Below are 23,032 nucleotides of genomic sequence, written 5' to 3' on the forward strand. Positions count from 1 at the left end.
GTCTCCTTACTTAATATATTTTTTTAAATATTGTCCTGTAATGGAGTAATTACAATTTAATAAATCCTTTGGTGATCCTTCAAAAATTACATTACCACCATTTTGTCCTGCAAAAGGTCCTAAATCAATAACCCAATCCGCTTGACTAATAACATTTAAATTATGTTCTATCACAATTACTGTACTGCCTTTTTCAACAAGGTGATCTAAAATCTTAAGAAGCTTTGATATGTCTGACATATGAAGTCCAGTTGTCGGCTCGTCCAGCACATAGATATTCCCTTTGCTTTCCAGTTCAACAGCAAGCTTCACTCTTTGTAATTCTCCGCCAGATAAAGTATTTAATGGTTGTCCGAGTTTAATATAATTTATTCCTACATCTGCCAGCCTTTTTAAGGTTGCTGCTATTTCTTTTTCATAGAAAAAGTCTAAGGCTTCTTCAACTGTCATGTTTAAAACATCGCTTATGCTTTTGCCACGTAATTTGTAACTTAATACTTCATCTATAAATCTATTGCCTTGGCAAACCTCACATACATTTACCACCGTATCCATGAATGCCAAATCGGTATATATTACTCCCAACCCCTTACAGCTTGGGCAGGCTCCTTGTGAATTGAAGCTGAATAAAGCAGGCTTTACACCATTTTCTTTTGAAAATAGTTCTCTTATTATATCAAATATTTCTGTAAAAGTAGCGATATTAGAACGCTTTGAGGTTTTGATTGGCTTCTGATCGATAAAAATTGTATCAGGGTAAAATTGGGGTAACACCTGATTGATTAATGTGCTTTTTCCTGAGCCTGCAACCCCAGTTACTACCGTCATAACACCTTTAGGAATATTCACATCAATATTTTTAAGGTTATGCAAATACGCATTTTTTAGTGATAACCATTCAACTGCGTTTCTTATTTTCTTTTTCAAATTTGTTTGATTGCATAAATATTCTCCTGTAAGTGTGTCTAATTGCGCCAAGCCGCTTAAAGCGCCTTGATATATAATTTTGCCACCATTTGTACCAGCTCTAGGCCCCATATCAATAATATAGTCTGCAATTTTAATAATGTCCGGGTCATGCTCGACTATCAATACGGTATTCCCTTTATCACATAAGAGTTTTAATAGAGCATTAATTTTATTTACATCGTGAGGATGTAACCCAATGCTTGGTTCATCAAAAATATAAGTAATATCTGTTAAACTGCTTCCTAACTGTCGAACCATTTTTATTCGTTGTGATTCGCCGCCCGAAAGAGTTGAGGTTTCGCGATTTAAACTCAAATAGCCTAAGCCAATCGAAACTAGATGTTCTAGCCGATTAGCTATAGCCGTGACCATGGTTACTGCTTTTGGGATATTAATTGTACGAATGAAATCTACCAAATCAGTAATTTGCATTTCAACGCAATCCGCTATATTTTTATTGTTTATTTTGCACTGAAAAACGGTTTGATTTAATCGAGCACCACCGCAAATAGGACATTTTTCTTTACCAACAATCCTAGCTATTTCTTTTTTATATTTGGTCGATTGTCCTTCCTCTTTTTTCAGAAAGCTTCTTGTAATTCTCGGTATAAGGCCTTCATAAAGTGAAGTCTTCGGCCATTCTGGATCAAAGGTAGTTACTTTAATATCTGATTTGTATAAAAGCAAGTCTAATTCTTCCTCAGTAAAGTCTTGTATTTTCTTATCATTATCAAAAAATCCTGAATGGATATATCTTTTTAATCTCCATCCTCCCGGCTCAAAGGTAGGAAATAAAATGGCTCCCTCATTGAGAGACTTATTTCCATCCAGCAACCGTTCAATACTTATCGTATCAATTTTACCTAATCCTTCACATTTCGGGCACATTCCTGAAATGTTATTAAATGAGAAAACATCAGAAAAACCAACAAAGGGTTTCCCTATACGCGAAAACAATAATCTTAGCAACGAATATATATCTGTAATCGTTCCAACGGTTGACCTTACATTTCCTCCAATTCGTTTTTGATCGATGATAATTGCAACAGATAAGTTTTCAATAGCGTCCACATTGGGCTGCCCATAGTGCGGCAAGCGATGGCGAATAAAACTTGAATACGTTTCATTTAGCTGTCGTTGTGATTCTGCTGCTATTGTATCGAATACTAGCGATGATTTTCCAGAGCCTGAAACACCGGTAAAGACAGTTATTTTTTTCTTTGGGATTTTCACATCAATATTTTTAAGATTTTTTTCTCTAGCTCCAATTACATGTATATATTCTTGATCATTTTTCTTATCCATAAAATCACCTTTCAAAGCTGCTATCTTAAAACAGATTACATTACCGCGTAAATGCATAACCAGGTTAAGCATATTTTACTACTTTTCTTTTTTGATTGCAAATTTATACACTTGCAATTTACAGTAATTACAATAAATTTAAATGGCAACTATACTTGTTATCCACTTATAAAACTGAGTATCCATGTATCATGACGTGGGGCATTTCCAAAAAAAGTCTTTAAAAATAGTAGCAGCCTACTACCCCATTAAGGTAGTAGGCTGCATTTTTTTATCTCGTTCGCGAATTGCTATGTTTTAATGACGTGGCGTTTTAACCCGAGGAAGCTATGAGTCTATAAGGCTAGCAGGCACGCTACAATTACCACACACCAGGGCGGCACACGCCAGAATTGAAGCAGTCCAAAACATATAATTGCAATTGTAAAGTCTGCTGTGCTACGGATTGCTGATGTCCATACCGGGTCATATAGGGCTGCAAACAATATACCAACTACTGCCGCATTGATTGCCCACAATGCAGATTGTAGACAAGACTTTGTTCTTAGGGTATCCCAAAAAGGTATTACACCAATAACGAGCAGGAAAGAAGGCAAAAATATCGCAATGGTTGTGATTATAGCACCAGGCCACCCGCCCATGACTGCCCCAAGATATGAAGCGAAAGTGAATAACGGACCAGGCACCGCTTGCGTTAACCCATAACCTGTTAAAAATTGGCTCCGTTCTACCCATCCAATAGGAACAACCTCTTTTTCAAGCATTGGCAAAACAACATGCCCCCCACCGAATACCAGGGAGCCAATCCTATAGAAGCTATCGAATGCACCCACCCATTCGTTAGTCGTTATTTGACGCAGTAACGGTAACCCAATAAGCAGCCCTATAAATAAGAAAAGCGCAATAGCACCGGTACGTTTCCTAAGGGGAAAGACCATATTGGGGTGTTGACTAGTTACTCTATGTTTCCCGAAAACCGTACCTGCCAAACCCGCTACCATGATGGTCAATATTTGCATATATGCGTTAGGCCATAGCAAAGTAATCACTGCTCCCAAGAGAGCAATAGTAGCCCGCTCTTTATCAGGGGTTAATTTAGTACTCATACTCCATACAGCTTGGGCAACAACTGCGACCGCAACAATTTTTAGACCATGTATCCAGACCAATCTAGCTGGGTCGATCTCTCGTAAACCATAGAACGCAAACACCAGGATGAGGACGGACGGTACGGTAAAACCGAGCCAAGCTAAAAATCCGCCTAATATACCGCCCTGGTAAGTTCCAATAGCTATACCTACCTGGCTACTGGCAGGACCAGGCAAGAACTGGCATAAAGCGACTAAATCACTATATATTTCTTCCGTAATCCATTTTCTGTTCTTGACGTACTCAGTATGGAAATATCCAAGGTGTGCGATTGGTCCCCCGAAAGAGGTAAGACCCAAATAAAGTGAAACTAAGAAGATCTCTTGTAGCTGCCAGATATAGTTTTGTTTATTCTTTGGCATAATGTACCTCATATTTTTCTTTAAGACATGTCTAATACTTTAAAAGAACTATTCCTGAGGTGATTAGAAAAGCCGCAACAATTTTATAAAATGTCACCTTTTCTCCCAAAAACACGATACCTAAAAGCAGGGCAACTAGCGGAAACGCTGCAACAATCGGTGATACACGACCAACTTCACCGAATTTTAGTGCATAATAATAAGCCAGTTGCCCTAATAAAGCGGCGCAAATGCCTTCAAGCACAATGTATGTAGTATCTTTTGCTGTTACTTCGGCAATATTACCCCACTGCCCAGACACAGTCATCGTTATAAGAAGAATGACGCTAATAACCAGACTACGAATAGTGAGTGCGACTATCGGTTGCATTTCACCTAGCCCCAATTTCCCAAAGATCGGAGCAATACCCCAAAATACCATCGCTAGACCAGCCATTAGATAGGCATTGAACATTTTATCTCAACTCCCTGTCTCATTTATATTCAAACACTCGATGACTCTAAAAACCATTAGCTCTCGGACCAGGATTCTCAGCATCGTATTTTTCACCGTTAATGAAATTCACCAGTCTTCCTGATCTCCCATCCTCTTTCTCCGGGGAAGTGATTTATATACCAGCTCATAAGAATGATCAATTAAGCCTCTTATTTCTCTTTCTGGAATACTACCGTCGAGCAGTAACGTATTCCAGTGCCGTTTATTCAAATGGTATCCGGGTGTTATGCTTGGGCATTGTTGTCTTAATAGCTCAGAATAGTCCGGATCACATTTCAACGAAAGAATATCCTGACCGTGCCTACGTGATAGTAGTGCAAATATCTTGGATGCTACTTTAATAACAATCACATCGGCGCCGAAAGGATAATCCTCAATTGATCCGGGTTTAGTTAGACAGTATAAATATAGGTCTCTTGAATTCAAATTAAGTCTCTCTTCTTCCATACATTCCTCACATCCAAAAAATTTCGTACATGATATTATTACTTTACAATAATAATATCATACTCCATACGCTTTGCAGTCATTCTCGCAACATTTTCACCCAATAGCCGCTTAATGATGTGAAATGACATATTTATTCCAGCAGAAATTCCGCCAGAAGTAAAATACAAACTCCTGCAAAGCTGAACTTTGCAGGAGTTTTCACTATTATAGATGATACAGCTCCCTGATTCATTAATTAGTTTCAAATTTTACACTAACAATGCGATAAATAAATATAGCAATCATCGCAATAAATATGAGTAAGCCGAGCCAATCGGCTGTGGGGCCAAAATCCTTACCTACGATTGCCAGCGGCGAATCACTGCCACCGCCTGTTACTGAAAGTACAATAATAATGGCAATGATGACTCCCATTATACTTTCGCCAACTATCAGCCCAGACGCAAACAATACACCATGGCGGTTGCACTTCTCCACATCTTCTTCTATGTTTTTCGGACTCCGCTCAATCGCCCGATTACGTAGATAACGATTCACAAAATAACCCATGACAGCACCTATGATAAGGGGCACTTCCAAAGTAGGCGGCAAATAAATACCCATTCCTACAGCTAACGGCGGCAGACAGTATTTTGCCGAGTTCTTTTTCAATAGTACATCTACAATAATGATTGAAATCCCAACTCCCACGCCGAAAAGAATATAATTCCAATCCAAATTATGACTGAAAATCCCTTGGGCGATCGTAGTCATCAAAGTCGCCTGCGGTGCAGATAGGACTTGGCTTTCGTCCATTCCAGTGCGTGGCATAGCCCCGACAAAACCATACGCCTCATATAATAAATTCAATACCGGTGCAATGGCAAATGCTCCGACGACGCAGCCCACCAACAGAGCTACTTGCTGTTTCCATGGCGTAGCGCCAACAAGATAACCAGTTTTTAAATCTTGCAAATTATCGTTCGAAATAGCAGCAATACTGACAATCACGCTCGTCATGAATATAGCTAAAGCAATGGCGAATTTACTTCCTATTTCTGTGTCAAAAAGATTGACTGCAGTACCTATTCCAAGTACCACAAGAGAAGATACAATAATTCCCAAGATGCCGATCCCCGAAATCGGGCTGGCTGATGTTCCAATTAGTCCGGCCATGTAACCACATGCAGCAGCTACAAAAAATCCCATGCAAATAGAGATAGCAACACCTGTAACAACAAAAATTCCTGTGGTACCTGCTGACAGGTTCGCATCTGCAATAAAGGAATAAAATGTTCCCAGCAACCCAATAACAATAATACTCAAAACCATGGCTGTCGTTTTCGGAGACAAATCCGTATCCATGCGGTGCAAACTTTTTCCGGTTTCAGAACGACTCATAGCTTGTATCGAAATGCGCATACCATCTATGATTGGTTTTATAAGCGTAATCAGTGTCCATATTGCAGCAATCCCTATCGCACCAGCACCGATAAGGCGCACCTTTTGTGCCCATATAGCAGATGCAAACGCACTGGCACTCTGCCCAGCTGCCGGAGACATGACAGATGTAAGATAGGGCACAAATACGCCCCATGATAAAATAGTCCCTGCTAACATTGCCATACCACTGGCAATACCTATTAAATAGCCAGCTCCCAATAAAGCAGAAGAAAATCCGAGAGGCAGCTGCGAAGTAACCTTGCCGAAACTGAACCAATAGTGCACTCCCGACGAAATAGCGTGAAAACCCTCTGCACATAAACTGACAATCGCCGAGAAAATACCACCAAACATAATATCTTTTATACCATTATCTTTGGATCCCGCAGCATTACCACTGCCTACTTTCAAAATTTCTGCAGCTGCGAGCCCCTCAGGATAAGGCAAATCACTATTGACAATCATAGCACGGCGCAATGGGATTGTGAACAACACGCCAAGGCCGCCGCCGCAAGCACAAATCATCAAAGTTTGCCAGAAAGCAAATCCTTGCCAATACCCGAGCATCAGTAAGCCGGGAATAATAAATATAACTGCTGAAAGAGTGCCTGCTGCCGATGCCTGGGTCTGAACCATATTATTTTCCAAGATATTGGAATCTTTAAACATTTTCAAAATTGCCATAGAAATAACAGCTGCAGGAATAGACGACGAAAACGTGAGTCCTACTTTTAAGCCCAAATAAACATTGGATGCCGTAAAAATGACCGTAATTATCATTCCCAGCAATATTCCCCGAAGCGTAAGCTCAGGAACATTTAGTTCATGACTCATAAAATCTACTTGTTTCATACCTATACTCCTCATCTAATAAGTTTTTATCCATTTGGATTGGTCACACTTTCCTATAAAAAATTCAAGGGCAATTCCCCCAATCTATTACTGCGTTATCATACAAGTTCCTTGTTGAGGTTCGCAGTAAATTGCATTATATTCTCACAAGGCTTATTTTACTCATTTTCTATATTTTTCCACAAATTCCTTCATTATTTTTATGTAACCGCGGCAATTTGATATAAAAATATGTTGTCATTACAATTTTCAACTTCTATCTATATATATTCGAAATCGAAAAAACTAGTATTACATATTAAAGACAAATCTAGAAAATAAATTTCTTCCTTTGTTTGCGCAAAAAAAAAGTATCAGCATTACACTAATACCTCATAAGATTCAAATCACTGTGCATAATCACGAGACCGACAATGGCGCCAATAATAGCCAGCGGCAGTGATAACATGATAGAACAAGGGATACTATTTTCAACATAGTGTAGAAGATAGCCCCTATCAAAATGGAGCATGGAACTATCACCTAACTCATTCTATTCCAGAACATTATATACTCTCTAAATGCAGAATCTTCATTGACCTGCTCTGTTTGAAATTCAAAGCCACACCGCTTATAAAAGTCAACTGCACCAATATTGTCTACATAAACGGCTAATTCTAATTTGGGATATAAAGATTTACAGTGATTGATTAGCTTTAAGCCTATCCCTTGGCCCTGATACTCTTTCGCAACAAATAACGCTCCAATAAAAGAGTCGTTAATAATACTGATAAATCCCTTAATGACACTATCCTCTTTATAAACAAAGGTTTCCGATATCGGCAGGTATTGCTCTTTAACAACATTATAGTTATCTATCCAGTATTTCTCTGGCAAAAAATTGTGAGCATTAATATTAGTTACAAGCCAAATATTCATAACTTCATCTATTTCAGATTTCTCAAATTCTTTAATCATACTTTCTCCTTATATATTCTTACATGTCATGTTCGTATTTAGTATGTATAAAAATCAGTATCAGCATTACGCTGATACTGATTTATTCTTATGAATCAACATCATCCTTTATTAAGTTCTGTTAAGCTTTGCTGGATCTCTATTAGCTGTTCGGCTGGAACTCCGCCATCTAAGGCTGAGAGCAAACTTAAATAAAAGTCATCAGCTTGTTCCGTCATGTGCGAGATTAATTGTTCAAACTCATCTTCCATGACATGTCCATATAGAGCCTGTATCCGTTTTTGTTCATTCTGCAAATACTCATCTGCTGCAGAGCTCAGCACACGATACATCTCATCACTCATTAATTTGCTTTCATTTTTTTCGAAAAATGATTTTGGATTTTTAAAATAAGTCATTGCTTTCGAAAACAACCCATACTGAATATCTTTGAAAGCGACTTCAAAATCAATTTGTGCTTTATTCTCAAATTCAAAATGGGAAAAGGATAAATCCTGATTCATCTCAAGAATCCTTTCGACAAGCACTATCTGATACTCTGCTGTTATTTTTTCAGCAAAGCGATCCAGTCTTACCGTGGTTGCTCTCATTTCCTGGGCAAAGTCAAATCCAATTTGTTCAAGTAATTCGTCCAGTGCATTCTGCAATACTTTTTTCAAGTCACGGCCATCATCGCGTAACACTGTAGGATTGAATGCTTCTTTAAAGAAATCAGTAAAACGTAAAAATACCCGCTGCTTGATATAATAAATTAATTCTTCTGTTTCCTGATACAGACGATTTTTTAAATCTTGTGACGTCTGCTTAACAAGAATTTCGTGTATAGCCACTTTCTCGGCGACCATATTTTCCCGCTTTTGCTTTTTAACTGCAGCATCTTCTCTGGTACTATCAATGAGCTTTGCTACTAAACGAGAAACACGGTTCATTTCATTTTCAGATGCTCGAGCCGCCAAGTTAGCCAAATCATTGGTAATAAAATGATAAAAAGCCTCTTCAAAAGCCGACATTCCTGAAACGGGAAGGGTTGTCTTTTCCTCTTTTTCTTTCAGTGCCTGTAAGCTTGATAATGGATATAAGTGAGGATTTCTGACTCCATATTTTATTAGCTGCTCGTGGACATATAGAGTAACGGTTTCCTTTTCTTCCTCGTTATCAGCCAAATCAATGGCATTTATCATAAAAAACATTTTATCTAATTGAAATGAATCTTTTACACGCCCCAGCTGAATTAAAAACTCTCGATCTGCTTTTGAAAATGCATGATTATAGTAGGTTACAAACAATATAGCATCTGAATTTTTGATAAAGTCAAAGGCCACTCCCGTGTGACGGGCATTAATGGAATCCGCCCCCGGGGTATCGACTAGAGTAATCCCTTTGCGGGTTAACGGACAATCATAATAAAGATCAATCCATTCAACAAAGCAGGATTTTTCTTCTATTGCAACATAATCACTAAATTCCGTTATCGTTTTTTTGAGTACTGTACCTAGCTGTTCGCTAAAAGCAGCATACCCCCGGGTAAATGCCTGCAAAAAAGCATAATTTGTCTTCTCGGCTGCCCCCTGCTGCCCCAAATGCTCATTGAGCTTTTCTACTTGTCTCCTTGCATCGGCTAAGCTCTCCCCATGCAAATCAAATAGCTTCAAGGAATGATTTACCTCTTCAAGCATCACACCTTCCTCTTTAAGCTTAATGAGAACAGTCCCATGTGAATATGATTCATTGATCGGCTTAATTTTGTTTATTGCCGCTGTCATTGGATTTGGTGAAACAGGTAACACTCTTTCTCCGATTAACGCATTCGCAAAAGAAGATTTACCAGCACTAAATGCCCCGAATAAGGCAACAGTAAAACCTTTATGATCTAATCTTTCCGCTTTTTCCTTGAGTTCACCTGCAAGCTTCTTAAAGCCCGGCAAACCCTGAACAAGCTGCGCCGTCTTCTTTAATTTTTCAGCTGTTTGTTTCATCCGGTCTGATGATGCGTCGGGTAATGGAGTTTTTTCTTTTAGGATCGGCTTGTTCATCGGGAGACTCGATTTTTTCTGTACCTGCGGAGCTTGCCCGTTTTCCCCATAGACGACCTCAAATTCCTCTTCTTCTAGCTCAAACAACTGAAAACGGTCATCCTCCAAGCCATTTGCCTCGATAAGCAGCGTTTCCAGCGACCTTCGCTCAAGATTCTCAGCTGACTCATATTTTTTCACCTGCTCAAGTGCGGTGATATACCGTTCCAAGCTTGCTGATTTTTGGCTTAATCGTACTTGGATGGCAGCATTTTTATCATGCAGGGCATTGAGTATTTCGATCTTAAGCTCAGCTAAAACGCTTTTAGCCAAAAGTTTAATTTCGGTTGCAACATTATCCGTGTAATTTATAACATAAGTGTCGGATAAACGGGCCCCCGTTTTTACAGCGGCAGCTAATAATTCACTTGAAAAATGAACAGTAAAGCTCTGGATTTTGGCAAGCAATTCTTTATTGTCGACCCGTTTCTCCTTTAAAAATCGTAACAGAAAATCACGAAGATGCCACTCTACCTGTGATTTTGTTTTTTCGAGTATACCCTGGTAAAAGAGATCCAGTCTTTCCTGTCTTTCAGCTAACGTTTTTTGTTTTGTATACAGCCATCCAACCTTAAATTCGCTCTGACACGATTCAAGATAGCCTTGCGCAAGCGCCCTGGTTTCAAACGGCATCAAATAGGCATTTGCCATGATTTTATTGACCCCGGCATCAAATTGCCTTTCTGCCTTTTCAGGTCCCTCGCTTAAAGCGTTTTTCTCTTCACTCAGCCTGTTGTAGTTATCTGCTAACTCTTCCTGCTCCGTAGCAGATAATTCATTTAAGATATCCTTGAACGGCTCTAGCTCCAGTTCATTCTTTTTCTTTGTTACATCCAAATGGTCTTTGATGATTTTTTGCAGTGAATGAGAAATAGATTGAAGGAGTAAGCTATCTTTTTCCTTTAACCGCTCCGCTAAAAAAGCCTGTAACTCAGAAAATTGATTATATTCATGGTCATCTTTTTTTAAAGAGGTATAAAAAATAGCAGCCGGTTTTACTCCCCATGATGAGAATGATTCAACCACACTTGTTTTAAATTCCGAAAAAGAAAGTTCCTGATTGGAATGCTTATCAACTTGATTAATAACAAGATAAACCTCTTTGCCGGCTTCTGTTAGCTCTTTTGTAAACATAAAATTCAATTCGGATTGAACATGATTATAATCCATTACATAAAAGATCAAATCAGCAAGGTGAATGGCGGATTCTGTGGCAATACGATGGGCGTCATCTGCAGAATCAATACCAGGCGTATCCATAATAACGGTTTGACTTGGCAGCTGGGAATCTGAATGGCTAATTTCAATTGCCTGGATTTGGTCCCCATCCTTGCAATAGTTTTTTACCATTTCATAATCATAGGGAGCGAGATATAAACGAGGTTTGTCCTTTTTAAAAAATACCTTTACATACTCTTCTCCCGCTTTAACTTTTACAAGATTAGCACTGGTTGGAATAGGGCTTGACGGCAGTAAATTTTCCCCCACCAAGCGATTAATTATCGTTGATTTTCCTGCAGAGAAATGTCCGCAAAATGCAATAGCAAATTCCTCATTTGCTAATTTACCCGCTAATTGCTTAACTTTGACCGCATTTTCTTGATCATTGTGTTCTACTAAATATTCATAAGCAGCTAAAAGCTTCCCCTTTAATGATCGAATTGTCATTTGACGATTCGCAGTTTGAATCATAACTAATTCCCCTTATAACAAACTCTATAATTCATTTATTTTACACTATATAGTGACGTATAGGCAATGTTATGTTCTCCACTACGCGTAGTGTCCTACTTAATTATAAAAATCAAGATCAAGAAACCCGCGAAATTCGCGGGTTTCTTGGTTTATTGGTATTTTGACTGTGGATGTCGTGATTTTGGTTTAAGCATTTTTGGGGCTTATGATTTAGGCGCCCATGTCCCATTATAATGCCTCAATATCCTTTGTCAGCATTTCAACATTTTTCTTATTCGTAGCCCAGCTGGTACAAAACCTTACAGCACTGTGTGCAGCATCGACCTTTTCCCAGAAGGAATAAGAATACTTTTCGCTTAATTCCATTAAGACATCATCCGGCAAAATTGGAAACTGCTGATTTGTTGTAGAATCATATCGAAAAGAAAATCCTTTTTTAGCAAATGCCTCTCGAATCATAATCGCCATATCCACGGCGTGCTTAGAAATTTCATAATATAAGCCATCTTCAAATAAGGTTTCAAACTGAACACCCAATAATCTCCCCTTAGCCAGCATTCCTCCATTTTGCTTGATAAAATACCGAAAATCTTTTTTCAAAGCATTATTTATAATTACTACTGCCTCACCAAACATTGCTCCAACTTTCGTTCCTCCTATATAAAATACATCACATAGCTTTGCAATATCTGCCAAAGATAAATCACTGCCTTTGGCAGCCAGACCATATCCTAATCTGGCGCCATCCATAACCAGCGGTAAACCACATTCCCGGCAAACTTTACTTAAAGCTTCCAATTCGGATCTACTATAAGTGGTTCCATTCTCGGTAGGGTGAGAAATGTAAACCAATCCGGGCTGTACCATATGCTCATGATTGACATCATTCCAGTGAGCATCATATAAATCTTTTACCTGTTCTGCCTGGATTTTCCCATCATCACTCGGCAAAGTAAGTACTTTATGACCAGTAGCTTCAATCGCCCCAGTTTCATGTACTGTGATATGTCCAGTAATTGCAGCAACTGCGCCTTGATGCGGGCGCAAAATGGAAGCGATAATAGTAGTATTCGTCTGTGTTCCTCCAACTAAAAAGTGTACATCTGCATTCTCTGCATGACACGCTTTTCTAATACAAGCTCTAGCTTTTTCACAGTGTTCATCCATACCATAACCGGGTGTCTGCTCTTCATTGGTTTCCAATAATCGTTTCATAATTCGCTCATGAGCACCTTCTGTATAATCACTTTCAAATCGTATCATCTTATATCGTCTCCAATCTATCCAATTTCTTCTGAATTAACAACATAGAAGCATGTATTTCTTTAATTTCTTTTTGTGATAATCCTTCCAGATTATCGACCAAATTATGACTACAATACATGTTCTGTTCTTTTGATAATATCGTCTTGTGTCGTTTTAGACAATACATTGAAGAATGCGGAGTATCCTGCTACACGTACAATGAGATCTCTGTGTTTTTCTGGATGATTTTGAGCATCTATTAAAGTATCTCTGGAAACTACATTGTATTGAACATGGAATCCTTTTAATTTGTTAAAGAATGTGCGTAGCATTGCTATTAATTTCATCTTGGCATCATCGTTTTCTAACACTTGTGGCGTTACCTTTTGATTTAATAGCACTCCACCCGTAATATCTTTAGTTGGAAGCTTTGAAACTGTCTTAAATACCGATGTAGGACCATTCTTATCCATAGCATGAGTTGGGGAACATCCTTCTGCAAGTGGTGTGAATGCTTTCCTTCCATCTGGAGTAGCCATAGTTCCGAGACCTTGACCAACGTTAGCAGAAATCGATGATGTTCCCGCATACCGAGTTCCACCTACTGGTCCTCTTCCAAAGCGTGTATTAGGATATTTCACTACTTCGTCAATATAGCTGTTATAAGCTTCTGTAACAAGTAAATCTACATAATCGTCGTCATTTCCGTATTTAGGTGCAGCAAGGAGCATATTTTGAATTCTTTCTCCGTCTTGACCTTCAAAGTTATTTATTAATGCATTCCACAGCTCGTCACGACTGATTCTCTTCTCTTCATATACACATTTTTTAATTGCCGCTAAAGAATCTGCTAAGTTAGCAATCCCGACTTGTAGCCCACTAATAAAATCATATATGGCTCCGCCTTCTTTCAGAGTTTTTCCTCGTCCAATACAATCTTCACTTAATGCGGAACATAGTACATCAGGAACATCTGCCTCTAAGACCATGTCACATGCATTCTCTATAATTACGCTGTGCCTAGTAAAGTCTCTTATTAGCACATCCCATGCCTTTTGAAGATCTTCAAAATTTTCCATATCTTTAAAGTGTCCAACACCTTCTGCTATTTTCACACCGGATTTGGGATCCACTCCATCATTCATGGTAATCAATAAGGACTTAGGAAAGTTCAAAAAGCTCATTCCAGTACAACGATATCCCCATTTTCCAGGAACCGCAACTTCAACGCAACCGATGGCGCTGTAATTGTACGCATCCTCTTCTTTGATACCCTTTTCGATGAAGGATGGAATGATAATTTCATCGCTGTTGAAAGCTGGCATGCCAAATCCTTCTTTGATAACTTCGACACATTCTTTCATGAATCTGTCATCTAGTCCTGCATGATAACGAACTGTCAAGTTAGGTTGAGGAAGCTTTGTTTGTGCAACGCTCCTCAAAATCAGATAGGAAAGTGGATTTACTGCATTCTTCTTATCTACAGTTTGACCTCCTATGGTAACATTTTGATAAAGGGGGCTACCTGCACTAAATTGAGTATGAGCCCAACTTCTAATTTTATTGATTGTCATTGTTTTAATCCATAAATTCGTTAGCAGCTCTACAGCGCTTTCCTCAGTAATTACACCCGCATCAATATCTTTTTTATAATAAGGATACAGGAACTGGTCCATTCTACCATATGATAGAGAATGACCATTAGACTCGATTTGAAGGACTAACTGAACCAACCACATAGATTGAATTGCTTCATAAAAAGAATCAGCTGGTTCATAAGGAACCTTAGTCAATATGCTGGCAATTTCACGTAATTCCACTGCTCTTACAGGATTTTTTTCTTTTTCTGCCATTGAAGTTGCTAAGTCTGAATATCTCTTTGCAAATGCTGTAACTGCATCAATAACAATGATGATTGACTGATAAAAATATAGTTTCTTAAGATTCTTAAAATCAGTCAAATCTAAGGAATCCATCACAGCAAGAGTTCTTTTCTTATAATCTTTTAACCCATCTTTCATCACTTTTCCATAATCAACTGCAATATGAGCATCTCCAGATGTGATATTTCCTTCAGCTTTTATGATTCCTAAATCATAAAAAACTTTGCTAGCTGGTGGTATTGCTGCAAGACCTCGCTCCTTTGTTGTATTGTGCTCCCAAAAGGGTGCAATATCCCTCAACTGCTGTTTCGTATCTTCTGTAATATAGAAGATATCTCCATTTCTTTTTTCAAATTCATCAAGTTCTTTTACTACCCAGTCCATGGCATACTCTGGAAAAATAGGCGCTGAACGGTTTTCTGTGGCTTGATTTCCAACAATAAGTGTATCTTCTTCTATAAAGATACTCATTTTCTTAAGAATATTCTCAAGCATATAGGCCCTTCTTAAAACTATTGGCTTATCAAAATGTTCTTTATAGCTTTCAGTGGTATAGACTGCTCTTTCTGCACATACCTTGGGTTTTGCAGTTAACACTTCTTCTCTAAATTGATTCATTCTTTTCGTTAATAGTCCAAAATATTCACTCATTTCTATTCCTCCTACTCATTTTATTAAATGTGAATTCACATTTATCATTAATCAAATGGTATCATCGCCGCTTACAAAAGTAAACATTTCATCTTCATTTGTAATTATTTTTTTACGTTTTTAACAAACTTCAAATTACCATTACGAAAAAACAAACCCATTCTACTGTATTAAGCAGAAATGGGTCATTTAAATTAAAATTTACAATTCAATCCATTGCGAATAAAAACTTCTTGATAATCCATTAAATCTTCTGGATGAAGTTGTTTTACATCCTTCATCTTATACTCCATACAGAGCAAATCATATTTTTTCTGACCAAACTGATGAAATGGCAACAGATCTACATTTTTGATGCCAATCTCATTTAAGCATTTACTAAACCCTTCTGCATCCTGTAAACTATCATTAAAGTTAGGGATTACTGGAATCCTTGCGACTATTTTCTTGCCTTTTTTCACAGCTGCTTTCATATTTTCTAGGATTATCATATTGTCTACACCAGTTCCTTCTTTGTGCTTGACGGGATCATAGTGTTTCAAATCAAATAATAATAGATCTATATGCTCCAAAAATTTCTCAAATACCTTAGGAGCTGCGTATCCAGTAGTCTCAACAGCTCTATGAATATTATGCTTTTTCAATTCCTTTAAAATTTCAATGGCAACATCAGCTTGTTGTAGAACCTCTCCACCAGTTAAGGTAACTCCTCCACCTGACTCTTCATAGAAAGCTATATCCTTTAGTACTTCAGAGACAATTTTATCTACCGTTTTATATTCTCCTTCTATTTGAAAGGAATCTGTAGGACACTCTTTAAGACATTCTTGCCAACCCTTGCATCTCTCACCATCTATAACAATACTCCCCTTCGCTTCAGATATGGCGCCCTCAGGACATCCTTTTACACATTTTTGGCAACTTATACATTTTAAAGAATTCCATGCAACTTGAATTTTACCAATTTGAGATTCAGGATTGGAACACCAATGACATCGAAGAGGACACCCTTTAAAAAACACAGTAGTTCTAATCCCAGGACCATCATGTATACTGAATTTTTGTATATTAAATAGTAAGGCTTTCTCCTGATTCATATGCCACACCCCTTTTTAAATAATACAACAATGATAACTCGGTCTATTATTTTTGTAAACAAAACAATTTCGTATTAATATTTTTTTATTCCATTCATAACTAAACAATGTTACAATTACATGCAATTTGTTTTGAGATAAATTCATTGTTCTTATAGACTTTATTGTAATAGTTAAAACTATTATGTTATAATTTTAAAAATACATCCTTACTGGGGAGGAAAATATGACAGCTAGAATGACAAAAATATTAAATTTAATAAATGAAAATAAAAAAATAGAAGTATCAAAGCTTTCCGATCTCCTAGGAGTTTCTCAAGTGACTGTTCGTAAAGATTTGGATAATTTGGTTGAAAAGGGACTCATTTGCAGAGAACATGGTTACGCTGTTTTGAATGACAGCGAAGACATTAACAATCGTCTTGCATTAAATTACAATGTAAAACAAAAGATTGCAAAACATGCGACCCAGATGGTCTTAAATGGAGAAACAGTAATGATAGAATCAGGCTCCATTTGTGCTATTTTTGCAGAAGAGCTAGCAAAAAGTAAAAAGGATGTCACGATTATCACAAATTCAGCTTTTATTGCATCTTATATTAGACAATATTCTAATTGCAAAATTATCTTACTCGGTGGCGAATATCAAAAGGAATCTCAAGTCAACGTAGGGCCCATTACAAAAATTTGCGCAAATGAATTTTACGTAGATAAGCTTTTTGTAGGAATCGATGGATTTTCAGCAGATTCAGGATTCATGAGTGGTGACCTAATGAGAGCCGAGGCAGTAAAATCTATGGCAGAGTCAGCCAAAAAAGTGATATTACTTACTGATTCATCTAAGTTTAACAATCATGGTTTGGTTGTTTTGTTTCCTTTAAAAGAAGTAGATTATTTATTTACCAATAACACGATATCTGCTGATACCAAAGCTCTGATAGAAAGCAGTAATATAAATCTAAGCATCGTTTAAAATTATATTTCAAAAGAACTCTAACTAGGTAATGATGAGGAATTCAGCAAAAGCTTATCACTATCATATTGCTAGGTTTATGAGAAGAGAGCACCCCACAGTAATCATAGGGTGCTCTCTTCTCTTTTTTAATTCTATTTCGCTTCTTGTTCCTGCTTGTAAGTGATAGCATTCTGTTTCTTAAAGAAAGGATAGTATATAACCACTGACATTACAAGTATAATAATTTGTTAAAGTGCTTACTTCTTACTATTAACATAAGCTTGAACTTTTTCCAGTATCTGATCTGCTTTTTTTACAGCGTCGCTAATTGCAACTTTAACAATGGGGAGTCCGTTAAATCGTTCAGCGTTCTTAATTCCCATATCTTTCGTTAGAATTACTGCATCCGTACCTTTGAGATCATTTCCCGTAATTGTGTTTTCAATTCCGATAGAACCTTGCGTCTCCACTTTAATTTCAATACCTTTCGCCTTTGCCGCTCTTTCTAATGCCTCAGCAGCCATATAAGTGTGTGCAACTCCCGAAGGGCATGCTGTTACTGCTAAAATTTTCATTTTAAATCATCTCCTGTTATATCTTTTGCTCTTTCATTCAGCAATTTGCAAAAATAGAATGCGATCCATTCCATTGTAACCAACTGATATTACAATCATCAATTTGACAATAAACGTATTATTCAAAAGTCAATTCCACTTCTTCACTACTACCTACAGCTGTCTTAGCAGCCGTTTCTGTCACTTTTGGCTTTAAAGTATTGACCATAAGAGCTGTTACGGCTACACCCACTAAAGTAGCAATCACATAGGAACCTGCTCCGATAGAAACTGGCAATACGATCCATCCGCCCCAGGGTGCTGGATTTCCCGCTCCTAAAAACATGGCTGTAGCGGCCCCTGCTGCAGCACCTACCATTATGGAAGGTATAACCTTTAACGGATCTGATGCTGCAAAAGGAATCGCCCCTTCGGTTATTCCAATAAGACCCATTAACACAGCTGCTTTTCCAGCTTCCTTTTCTTCACTAGTATACTTTTTTGGTGCCAGGAACGTAGCAACTCCCATTCCAATTGGTGGTACACAGATAGCCACACCGATACCTGCCATTATTTTCAATGCCATTGGAGCTGCCATACCAGTAGCCTGATCAATGGTACCAACCATAGCTGTACCAAAACCGTATGCAACTTTATTTATAGGCCCCCCCATATCAAAGGCAATCATTAAACCTAATATAATTCCTAATGCAATTATATTGCCAGTCCCGAGTCCCGCTAACCAAAGTTTTAATCCAACCATCGCAGCTGCGATTGGAGCACCTAAAACCCACATCATAAGTCCGCCAACGATGAATGTACCTACTAATGGGATAACAAAGATTGGCATAACGGAACGCATAACTGCTGGAACTTTTATCTTCTTTATATAAAAAACAACAACACCGGCAAGTATACCTGCCACTATACCACCTAAGAAACCTGCGCCAATTTTATTTGCCAAGGCGCCACCGATAGCTCCCGGCGCAATCCCAGGCCGATCTGCCATTGAGAATGCTATGAAGCCCGCAAGAATTGGTACCATAAGTCCTAAACCAGCTGCACCGATATTAAATAAGTCATTTAGTGTTGTACCATCTGGTGGTACTGCTGCTGAGCCATACAATAGTACCGAAAGTGCTAATAGTACACCTCCTGCGACAACAAAGGGAATCATGTATGATACCCCTGACATCAGATGCTGTCTAGTGTTTTTAAATAACCCTTTTAAATCATCCATTTTCTCTTCCTCCTAATCTATTTTAACTTGGCATAAGTAGAACCCATAATTAATTGAATCCTATCTTCATTACAATTAGGTTCACATTGTCAATATTTTTAAAAGTTCATCGATTTCTGATGAATTCTTTAATTGATCTCTAAATTCTTCTCTCATTATCTTTCGAGAAAGTTGTGCCAGAATTTGTAGGTGCATGTCCCCTGCCTCTGTTTCTGGCACTGCGATTAAAAATATATATCTAGCATTTTCTTCATCACTCCACTTAACTTCACTTTTTAGTCTTGCAAAAGCAACAGTAGGTTTTTTGACTGTATCAGTCTTTCCGTGTGGAATAGCAACTTCAAATCCTATTGCTGTAGGAAAGGTTTCTTCTCTTTTATACACTTGTTCCATATAGCCTTGCAAGTCATGCAACCGCTCCTGTGCTTCTATCAGTTTTGCCATATCTTTGATTACTTCTTCTTTAGAAGAAGATTCTAAATCTAATACAATTAAATCCCTCGTGATTATTTTTTCCAATTTCTTTATCCCCCTAATCGAATAAATACGTTATATCATTTATACTTTGAGCGTTTTTGATTTTACTTATCATTTCATCATTTTCTAATAAGGAATAAAACTTTTTAAAAAAATTCTTTGTGTTATTAGCATCATTAAATTTTAAGCACAATATAAAGATAACATCCACTTTGTTGCCCTGCCAGGTTATAGGCTTGATAAACTTCACTATACATATCTTTGATTTATTTACAAATATATCTTTTGCATGAGGTATTGCTATACCTTTTCCAATGTATGTTGACCCTATTTTTTCCCTCTTCAAGATATCCTCATGAAAACCAATTTTTGCATAGCCCTTTTTCTCCATCAACTTACCATAATAGATTATTGCTTGCGGAAAATCGGTAATGTCACTATCCAAGAAGCATAATTCTTTTCCAAGGATACTTTCTTGGTACTCATCATCATCCAATTCCTTTACGTCTTCGGAATTTGAAAGAGGAATACCCAATCCATCTCTTTTTAGACTTTTAATCGTATTTGTTATATTCATATAATCATTTTCACTAACAAGAGCTGATATATATATAACCTTTTCATCCTTCTTGATATTTCTTATGGTTGTAATAATCAAATCAGCTTCTTCTATTATTTTTTGACTTAATAGATTATAGGGCAGTATATGTGTTATATCTAAGTTGTCAAATTTCTTAACCAGTTTAGACGCAACCAACTGAGAGGTACCTATACCACTCGAGCAAACAATTACAGTCTTTATCTTACTCCTTATCTTATCAACGGATAGTGCTAAATGAAGAACTAAATATCCAACCTCATCTTCATTTATAGTGACTCCAAATTTGTTTTCAAAGATACTGTTACAAGCCCAAGCAACGCCAAATATGTTTGTGTATTCTTCTTTTATCCTACTAAGGATGGGATTTGTTAATCTGAGGCCATATTTTAACCTCATAACCGTTGGTCGTAAGTGGAGCACTAATCTGGTTAAAAGACCCTCATCCTTTGTTAAATCTACATCCAATATTTCAGAAGACATTGAAATTATGCTTTTAGCCATATCCGTAAAATCAACATCATAATTTTCAATAATAGCGCTGGATTCCTCAGCATCATAGTGTTCTTGAATTTTTGCCCCCATCATATGGATCGATATATAGCCAATCTCTTCCTCTGGAAAGCTCACTTTAAACTCTTTTGACAGCTCATTTACAACCCATCTTGCAACGGTATATTCCCGTTCCTTCTTTAAACTTTCAAAATAATTTTCAGTGCTTGATACGGACTTATGATTTTTTAATCTTTCAATGGTTATAGCCATATGAGTAATCAAATTAAGGAAAGCCTGATCGGTAAAATAAAGTCCTAATTCTTTTTCAGCTTCTTGAATAATTCGTTGAATCGTATACAAGTTTATTTTAGGAAACATACTTTTGATTTTTTCATAGTCAACTATGTCAATTCTATAATCTAATCCTACATCGCTGACAATAAAATCATCAACTTCATGTTCCTTATCTTGTATATCATCAATCAAATCCTTGAAAGCCCTTCTATAATCCTTTTCATCCCCTTCTATCCATAGACCTTGGTTTTGTTTTCTTTGCAGGATAAGATTATATCTTTCAACCCATGCTTGGACATGAACCAATTCATTCACGATAGTACTTTTACTGCAATATAAATCATCCGCAAACATTTGAATAGTATAGGAAAACTTATCTTCAAAGAGAGTCTTTAGGATATATATCTGCCGGTATTTAGATGAAAAATTATCAGCGTTAAAAGAACCTACCTTATCCTTTTCAAACAAATTTAATAGTTCTTCTTTATCTTTGTCATCCATAGTAATGTAAACACCAACATTTGTCTTCCTAACAATTTCTATACGGAATTCCTTATACTCATCTTGAATCTCGTCCAAATAGTTTCTCATTGTTCTACCAGTCTTATTAAATAGATTGGCCAAGTTTGTTATTGTAATGGGAACGGTTCGATTCAGTAACTCAACGAGCATTTTTTTCTTAATTGTTTCTTTATGATTAATTACTATCATCCCCAATGTTGTACTGCAATTTTATCTATTTGGATTGTCTCAATAATAACATGAGCGTTAAGCAAATAGATATAATGCATTGTTCAGTTCTATTTCCACAATAATGTGGAATTTTCAATCTATTCAATTTATGGCAATATCTTTTATACAGATGCAAGTTCCGGTCTGACATAAGAAAATGCTTCGCTTCCTTTAAAACATATAAAACAATCGAACCACAAAGACGCAAAGTACACGTACTCCTTTGTGTGCTGCATCGCAGCATTGCGTCTTTGTGGTTCAGTGGTTTTACCCCAAAAAACTTATACGTTCTGATGAACTAAAAATTCTTCCTTACTGGCTTGAATAGTTATTTGCTATTCTGGGCAGTAAGGAAGAATTCTATACTTTTAACAATGAATCTGTCTGCAGATTTGCTTTGATTAGCAATCTAACATGGATTTACCTTTACCACATAAACCTTCAAAATCTTTTGTAAATGCTGCCACTGCACAGGTAACTGAATCCAACTTGATTAATCCTTCAATTACATCAGGAGAGATTGTTGCAGCACCAACACCATACTTTGCCAATTCTAATACTTGTTGTGAATTTTTAAAACTTGCCGCAAGAACTTCTGTTTTTAAATCATTCTTTTTAAAGATATCATGAATCTCTTTTGCGACTTTCACCCCGTCAGCACCTAAGTTATCAATTCTATTTACATAGGGAGCGGCATAGTGAGCTCCCGCTTTTCCTGCCAAATAAGCTTGCATTTGTGTGTAAATAGCAGTTGCCGTAATGTTAGCGCCTTCTGCCGCAAGAGTTTTCATTGCCTTTAGACCTTCTTTTGTCACGGGAACTTTTACGTAAGTATTAGCGCCTAATTCCTTTTGAATTCTATGAGCTTCTTGCATCATACCTTCAGCATCTAATGAAATAACTTGAACGTGAAGCTCAGCATTTACTCCGATAAATTCTCTAATTCCTTTTAATACTTCGTAAGGATTTTTTCCTTCCTTTGCTAGGATCGATGGATTGGTTGTAACACCATCAACTGGATAATAAGCATATAATTCCTTAATTTGGTCTAAATTTGCAAAATCCACTATAAATTTCATATT

Annotated in this window: 16 protein-coding genes; 1 reads left to right on the forward strand and 15 read right to left on the reverse strand. The window is 37.2% G+C overall.

The features are described 5' to 3' along the window. Positions 1-6: 6 nt before the first annotated feature. The 10 genes from JBW_RS15225 to JBW_RS15270 form a co-directional block, all read right to left on the reverse strand. Complete coding sequence (locus tag JBW_RS15225; RefSeq protein ID WP_036680547.1) at positions 7-2,274, reverse strand: ATP-binding cassette domain-containing protein; 2,268 nt, start codon at positions 2,272-2,274, stop codon at positions 7-9. Between the two features lie 335 nt (positions 2,275-2,609). After that, positions 2,610-3,785, reverse strand: a complete 1,176-nt coding sequence (locus tag JBW_RS15230) for a chromate transporter (protein ID WP_007954524.1) — start codon at positions 3,783-3,785, stop codon at positions 2,610-2,612. Between the two features lie 31 nt (positions 3,786-3,816). Then, positions 3,817-4,221 carry an EamA family transporter gene (locus JBW_RS15235; protein WP_235333796.1) on the reverse strand — a complete coding sequence of 135 codons (405 nt, stop codon included), beginning with the start codon at positions 4,219-4,221 and terminating at the stop codon, positions 3,817-3,819. Between the two features lie 126 nt (positions 4,222-4,347). Beyond that, a complete protein-coding gene (locus JBW_RS15240; RefSeq protein ID WP_007954522.1) occupies positions 4,348-4,728 on the reverse strand; it encodes an MmcQ/YjbR family DNA-binding protein in 381 nt (126 codons plus the stop codon). A gap of 234 nt (positions 4,729-4,962) precedes the next feature. Beyond that, entirely contained in the window at positions 4,963-7,005 is a 2,043-nt protein-coding gene (locus tag JBW_RS15245) for an OPT family oligopeptide transporter (RefSeq protein WP_007954521.1), read from the reverse strand. 522 nt (positions 7,006-7,527) lie between these two features. Then, positions 7,528-7,962 carry an N-acetyltransferase gene (locus JBW_RS15250; RefSeq protein ID WP_007954519.1) on the reverse strand — a complete coding sequence of 145 codons (435 nt, stop codon included), beginning with the start codon at positions 7,960-7,962 and terminating at the stop codon, positions 7,528-7,530. Positions 7,963-8,063: 101 nt separating this feature from the next. Next, positions 8,064-11,726 (reverse strand): dynamin family protein, encoded by a 3,663-nt coding sequence (locus JBW_RS15255; protein WP_007954517.1) that lies wholly within the window; start codon positions 11,724-11,726, stop codon positions 8,064-8,066. Between the two features lie 231 nt (positions 11,727-11,957). Next, positions 11,958-12,992, reverse strand: coding sequence for a threonine aldolase family protein (locus JBW_RS15260; RefSeq protein WP_007954516.1), 1,035 nt, complete (start codon positions 12,990-12,992; stop codon positions 11,958-11,960). A 110-nt stretch (positions 12,993-13,102) separates the two neighbouring features. Beyond that, positions 13,103-15,508, reverse strand: coding sequence for a glycyl radical protein (locus JBW_RS15265; protein WP_007954514.1), 2,406 nt, complete (start codon positions 15,506-15,508; stop codon positions 13,103-13,105). A 194-nt stretch (positions 15,509-15,702) separates the two neighbouring features. Next, complete coding sequence (locus JBW_RS15270) at positions 15,703-16,605, reverse strand: glycyl-radical enzyme activating protein (protein WP_007954513.1); 903 nt, start codon at positions 16,603-16,605, stop codon at positions 15,703-15,705. A 226-nt stretch (positions 16,606-16,831) separates the two neighbouring features. Here JBW_RS15270 and JBW_RS15275 point away from each other — a divergent pair, with 226 nt between their 5' ends. Further along, the gene (locus JBW_RS15275; RefSeq protein ID WP_007954512.1) at positions 16,832-17,578 is read left to right on the forward strand and encodes a DeoR/GlpR family DNA-binding transcription regulator; all 747 of its coding nucleotides are present in this window, start codon (positions 16,832-16,834) and stop codon (positions 17,576-17,578) included. A gap of 239 nt (positions 17,579-17,817) precedes the next feature. Here JBW_RS15275 and JBW_RS15280 read toward each other — a convergent pair whose 3' ends face one another. The 5 genes from JBW_RS15280 to JBW_RS15300 all read right to left on the reverse strand — a co-directional run bounded on the left by JBW_RS15280 (position 17,818) and on the right by JBW_RS15300 (position 23,029). Continuing rightward, the gene (locus JBW_RS15280) at positions 17,818-18,135 is read right to left on the reverse strand and encodes a PTS fructose-like transporter subunit IIB (protein WP_007954511.1); all 318 of its coding nucleotides are present in this window, start codon (positions 18,133-18,135) and stop codon (positions 17,818-17,820) included. A gap of 118 nt (positions 18,136-18,253) precedes the next feature. Next, positions 18,254-19,354 carry a PTS fructose transporter subunit EIIC gene (locus tag JBW_RS15285; protein WP_007954510.1) on the reverse strand — a complete coding sequence of 367 codons (1,101 nt, stop codon included), beginning with the start codon at positions 19,352-19,354 and terminating at the stop codon, positions 18,254-18,256. A gap of 81 nt (positions 19,355-19,435) precedes the next feature. Further along, a complete protein-coding gene (locus JBW_RS15290; RefSeq protein WP_007954509.1) occupies positions 19,436-19,873 on the reverse strand; it encodes a PTS sugar transporter subunit IIA in 438 nt (145 codons plus the stop codon). Between the two features lie 13 nt (positions 19,874-19,886). Next, positions 19,887-21,929 (reverse strand): BglG family transcription antiterminator, encoded by a 2,043-nt coding sequence (locus tag JBW_RS15295; protein ID WP_007954508.1) that lies wholly within the window; start codon positions 21,927-21,929, stop codon positions 19,887-19,889. A gap of 422 nt (positions 21,930-22,351) precedes the next feature. After that, a complete protein-coding gene (locus JBW_RS15300; RefSeq protein ID WP_007954507.1) occupies positions 22,352-23,029 on the reverse strand; it encodes a fructose-6-phosphate aldolase in 678 nt (225 codons plus the stop codon). Positions 23,030-23,032 lie beyond the last annotated feature (3 nt).

It is taken from the genome of Pelosinus fermentans JBW45, from assembly GCF_000271665.2.
GTDB lineage: Bacteria > Bacillota > Negativicutes > DSM-13327 > DSM-13327 > Pelosinus > Pelosinus baikalensis.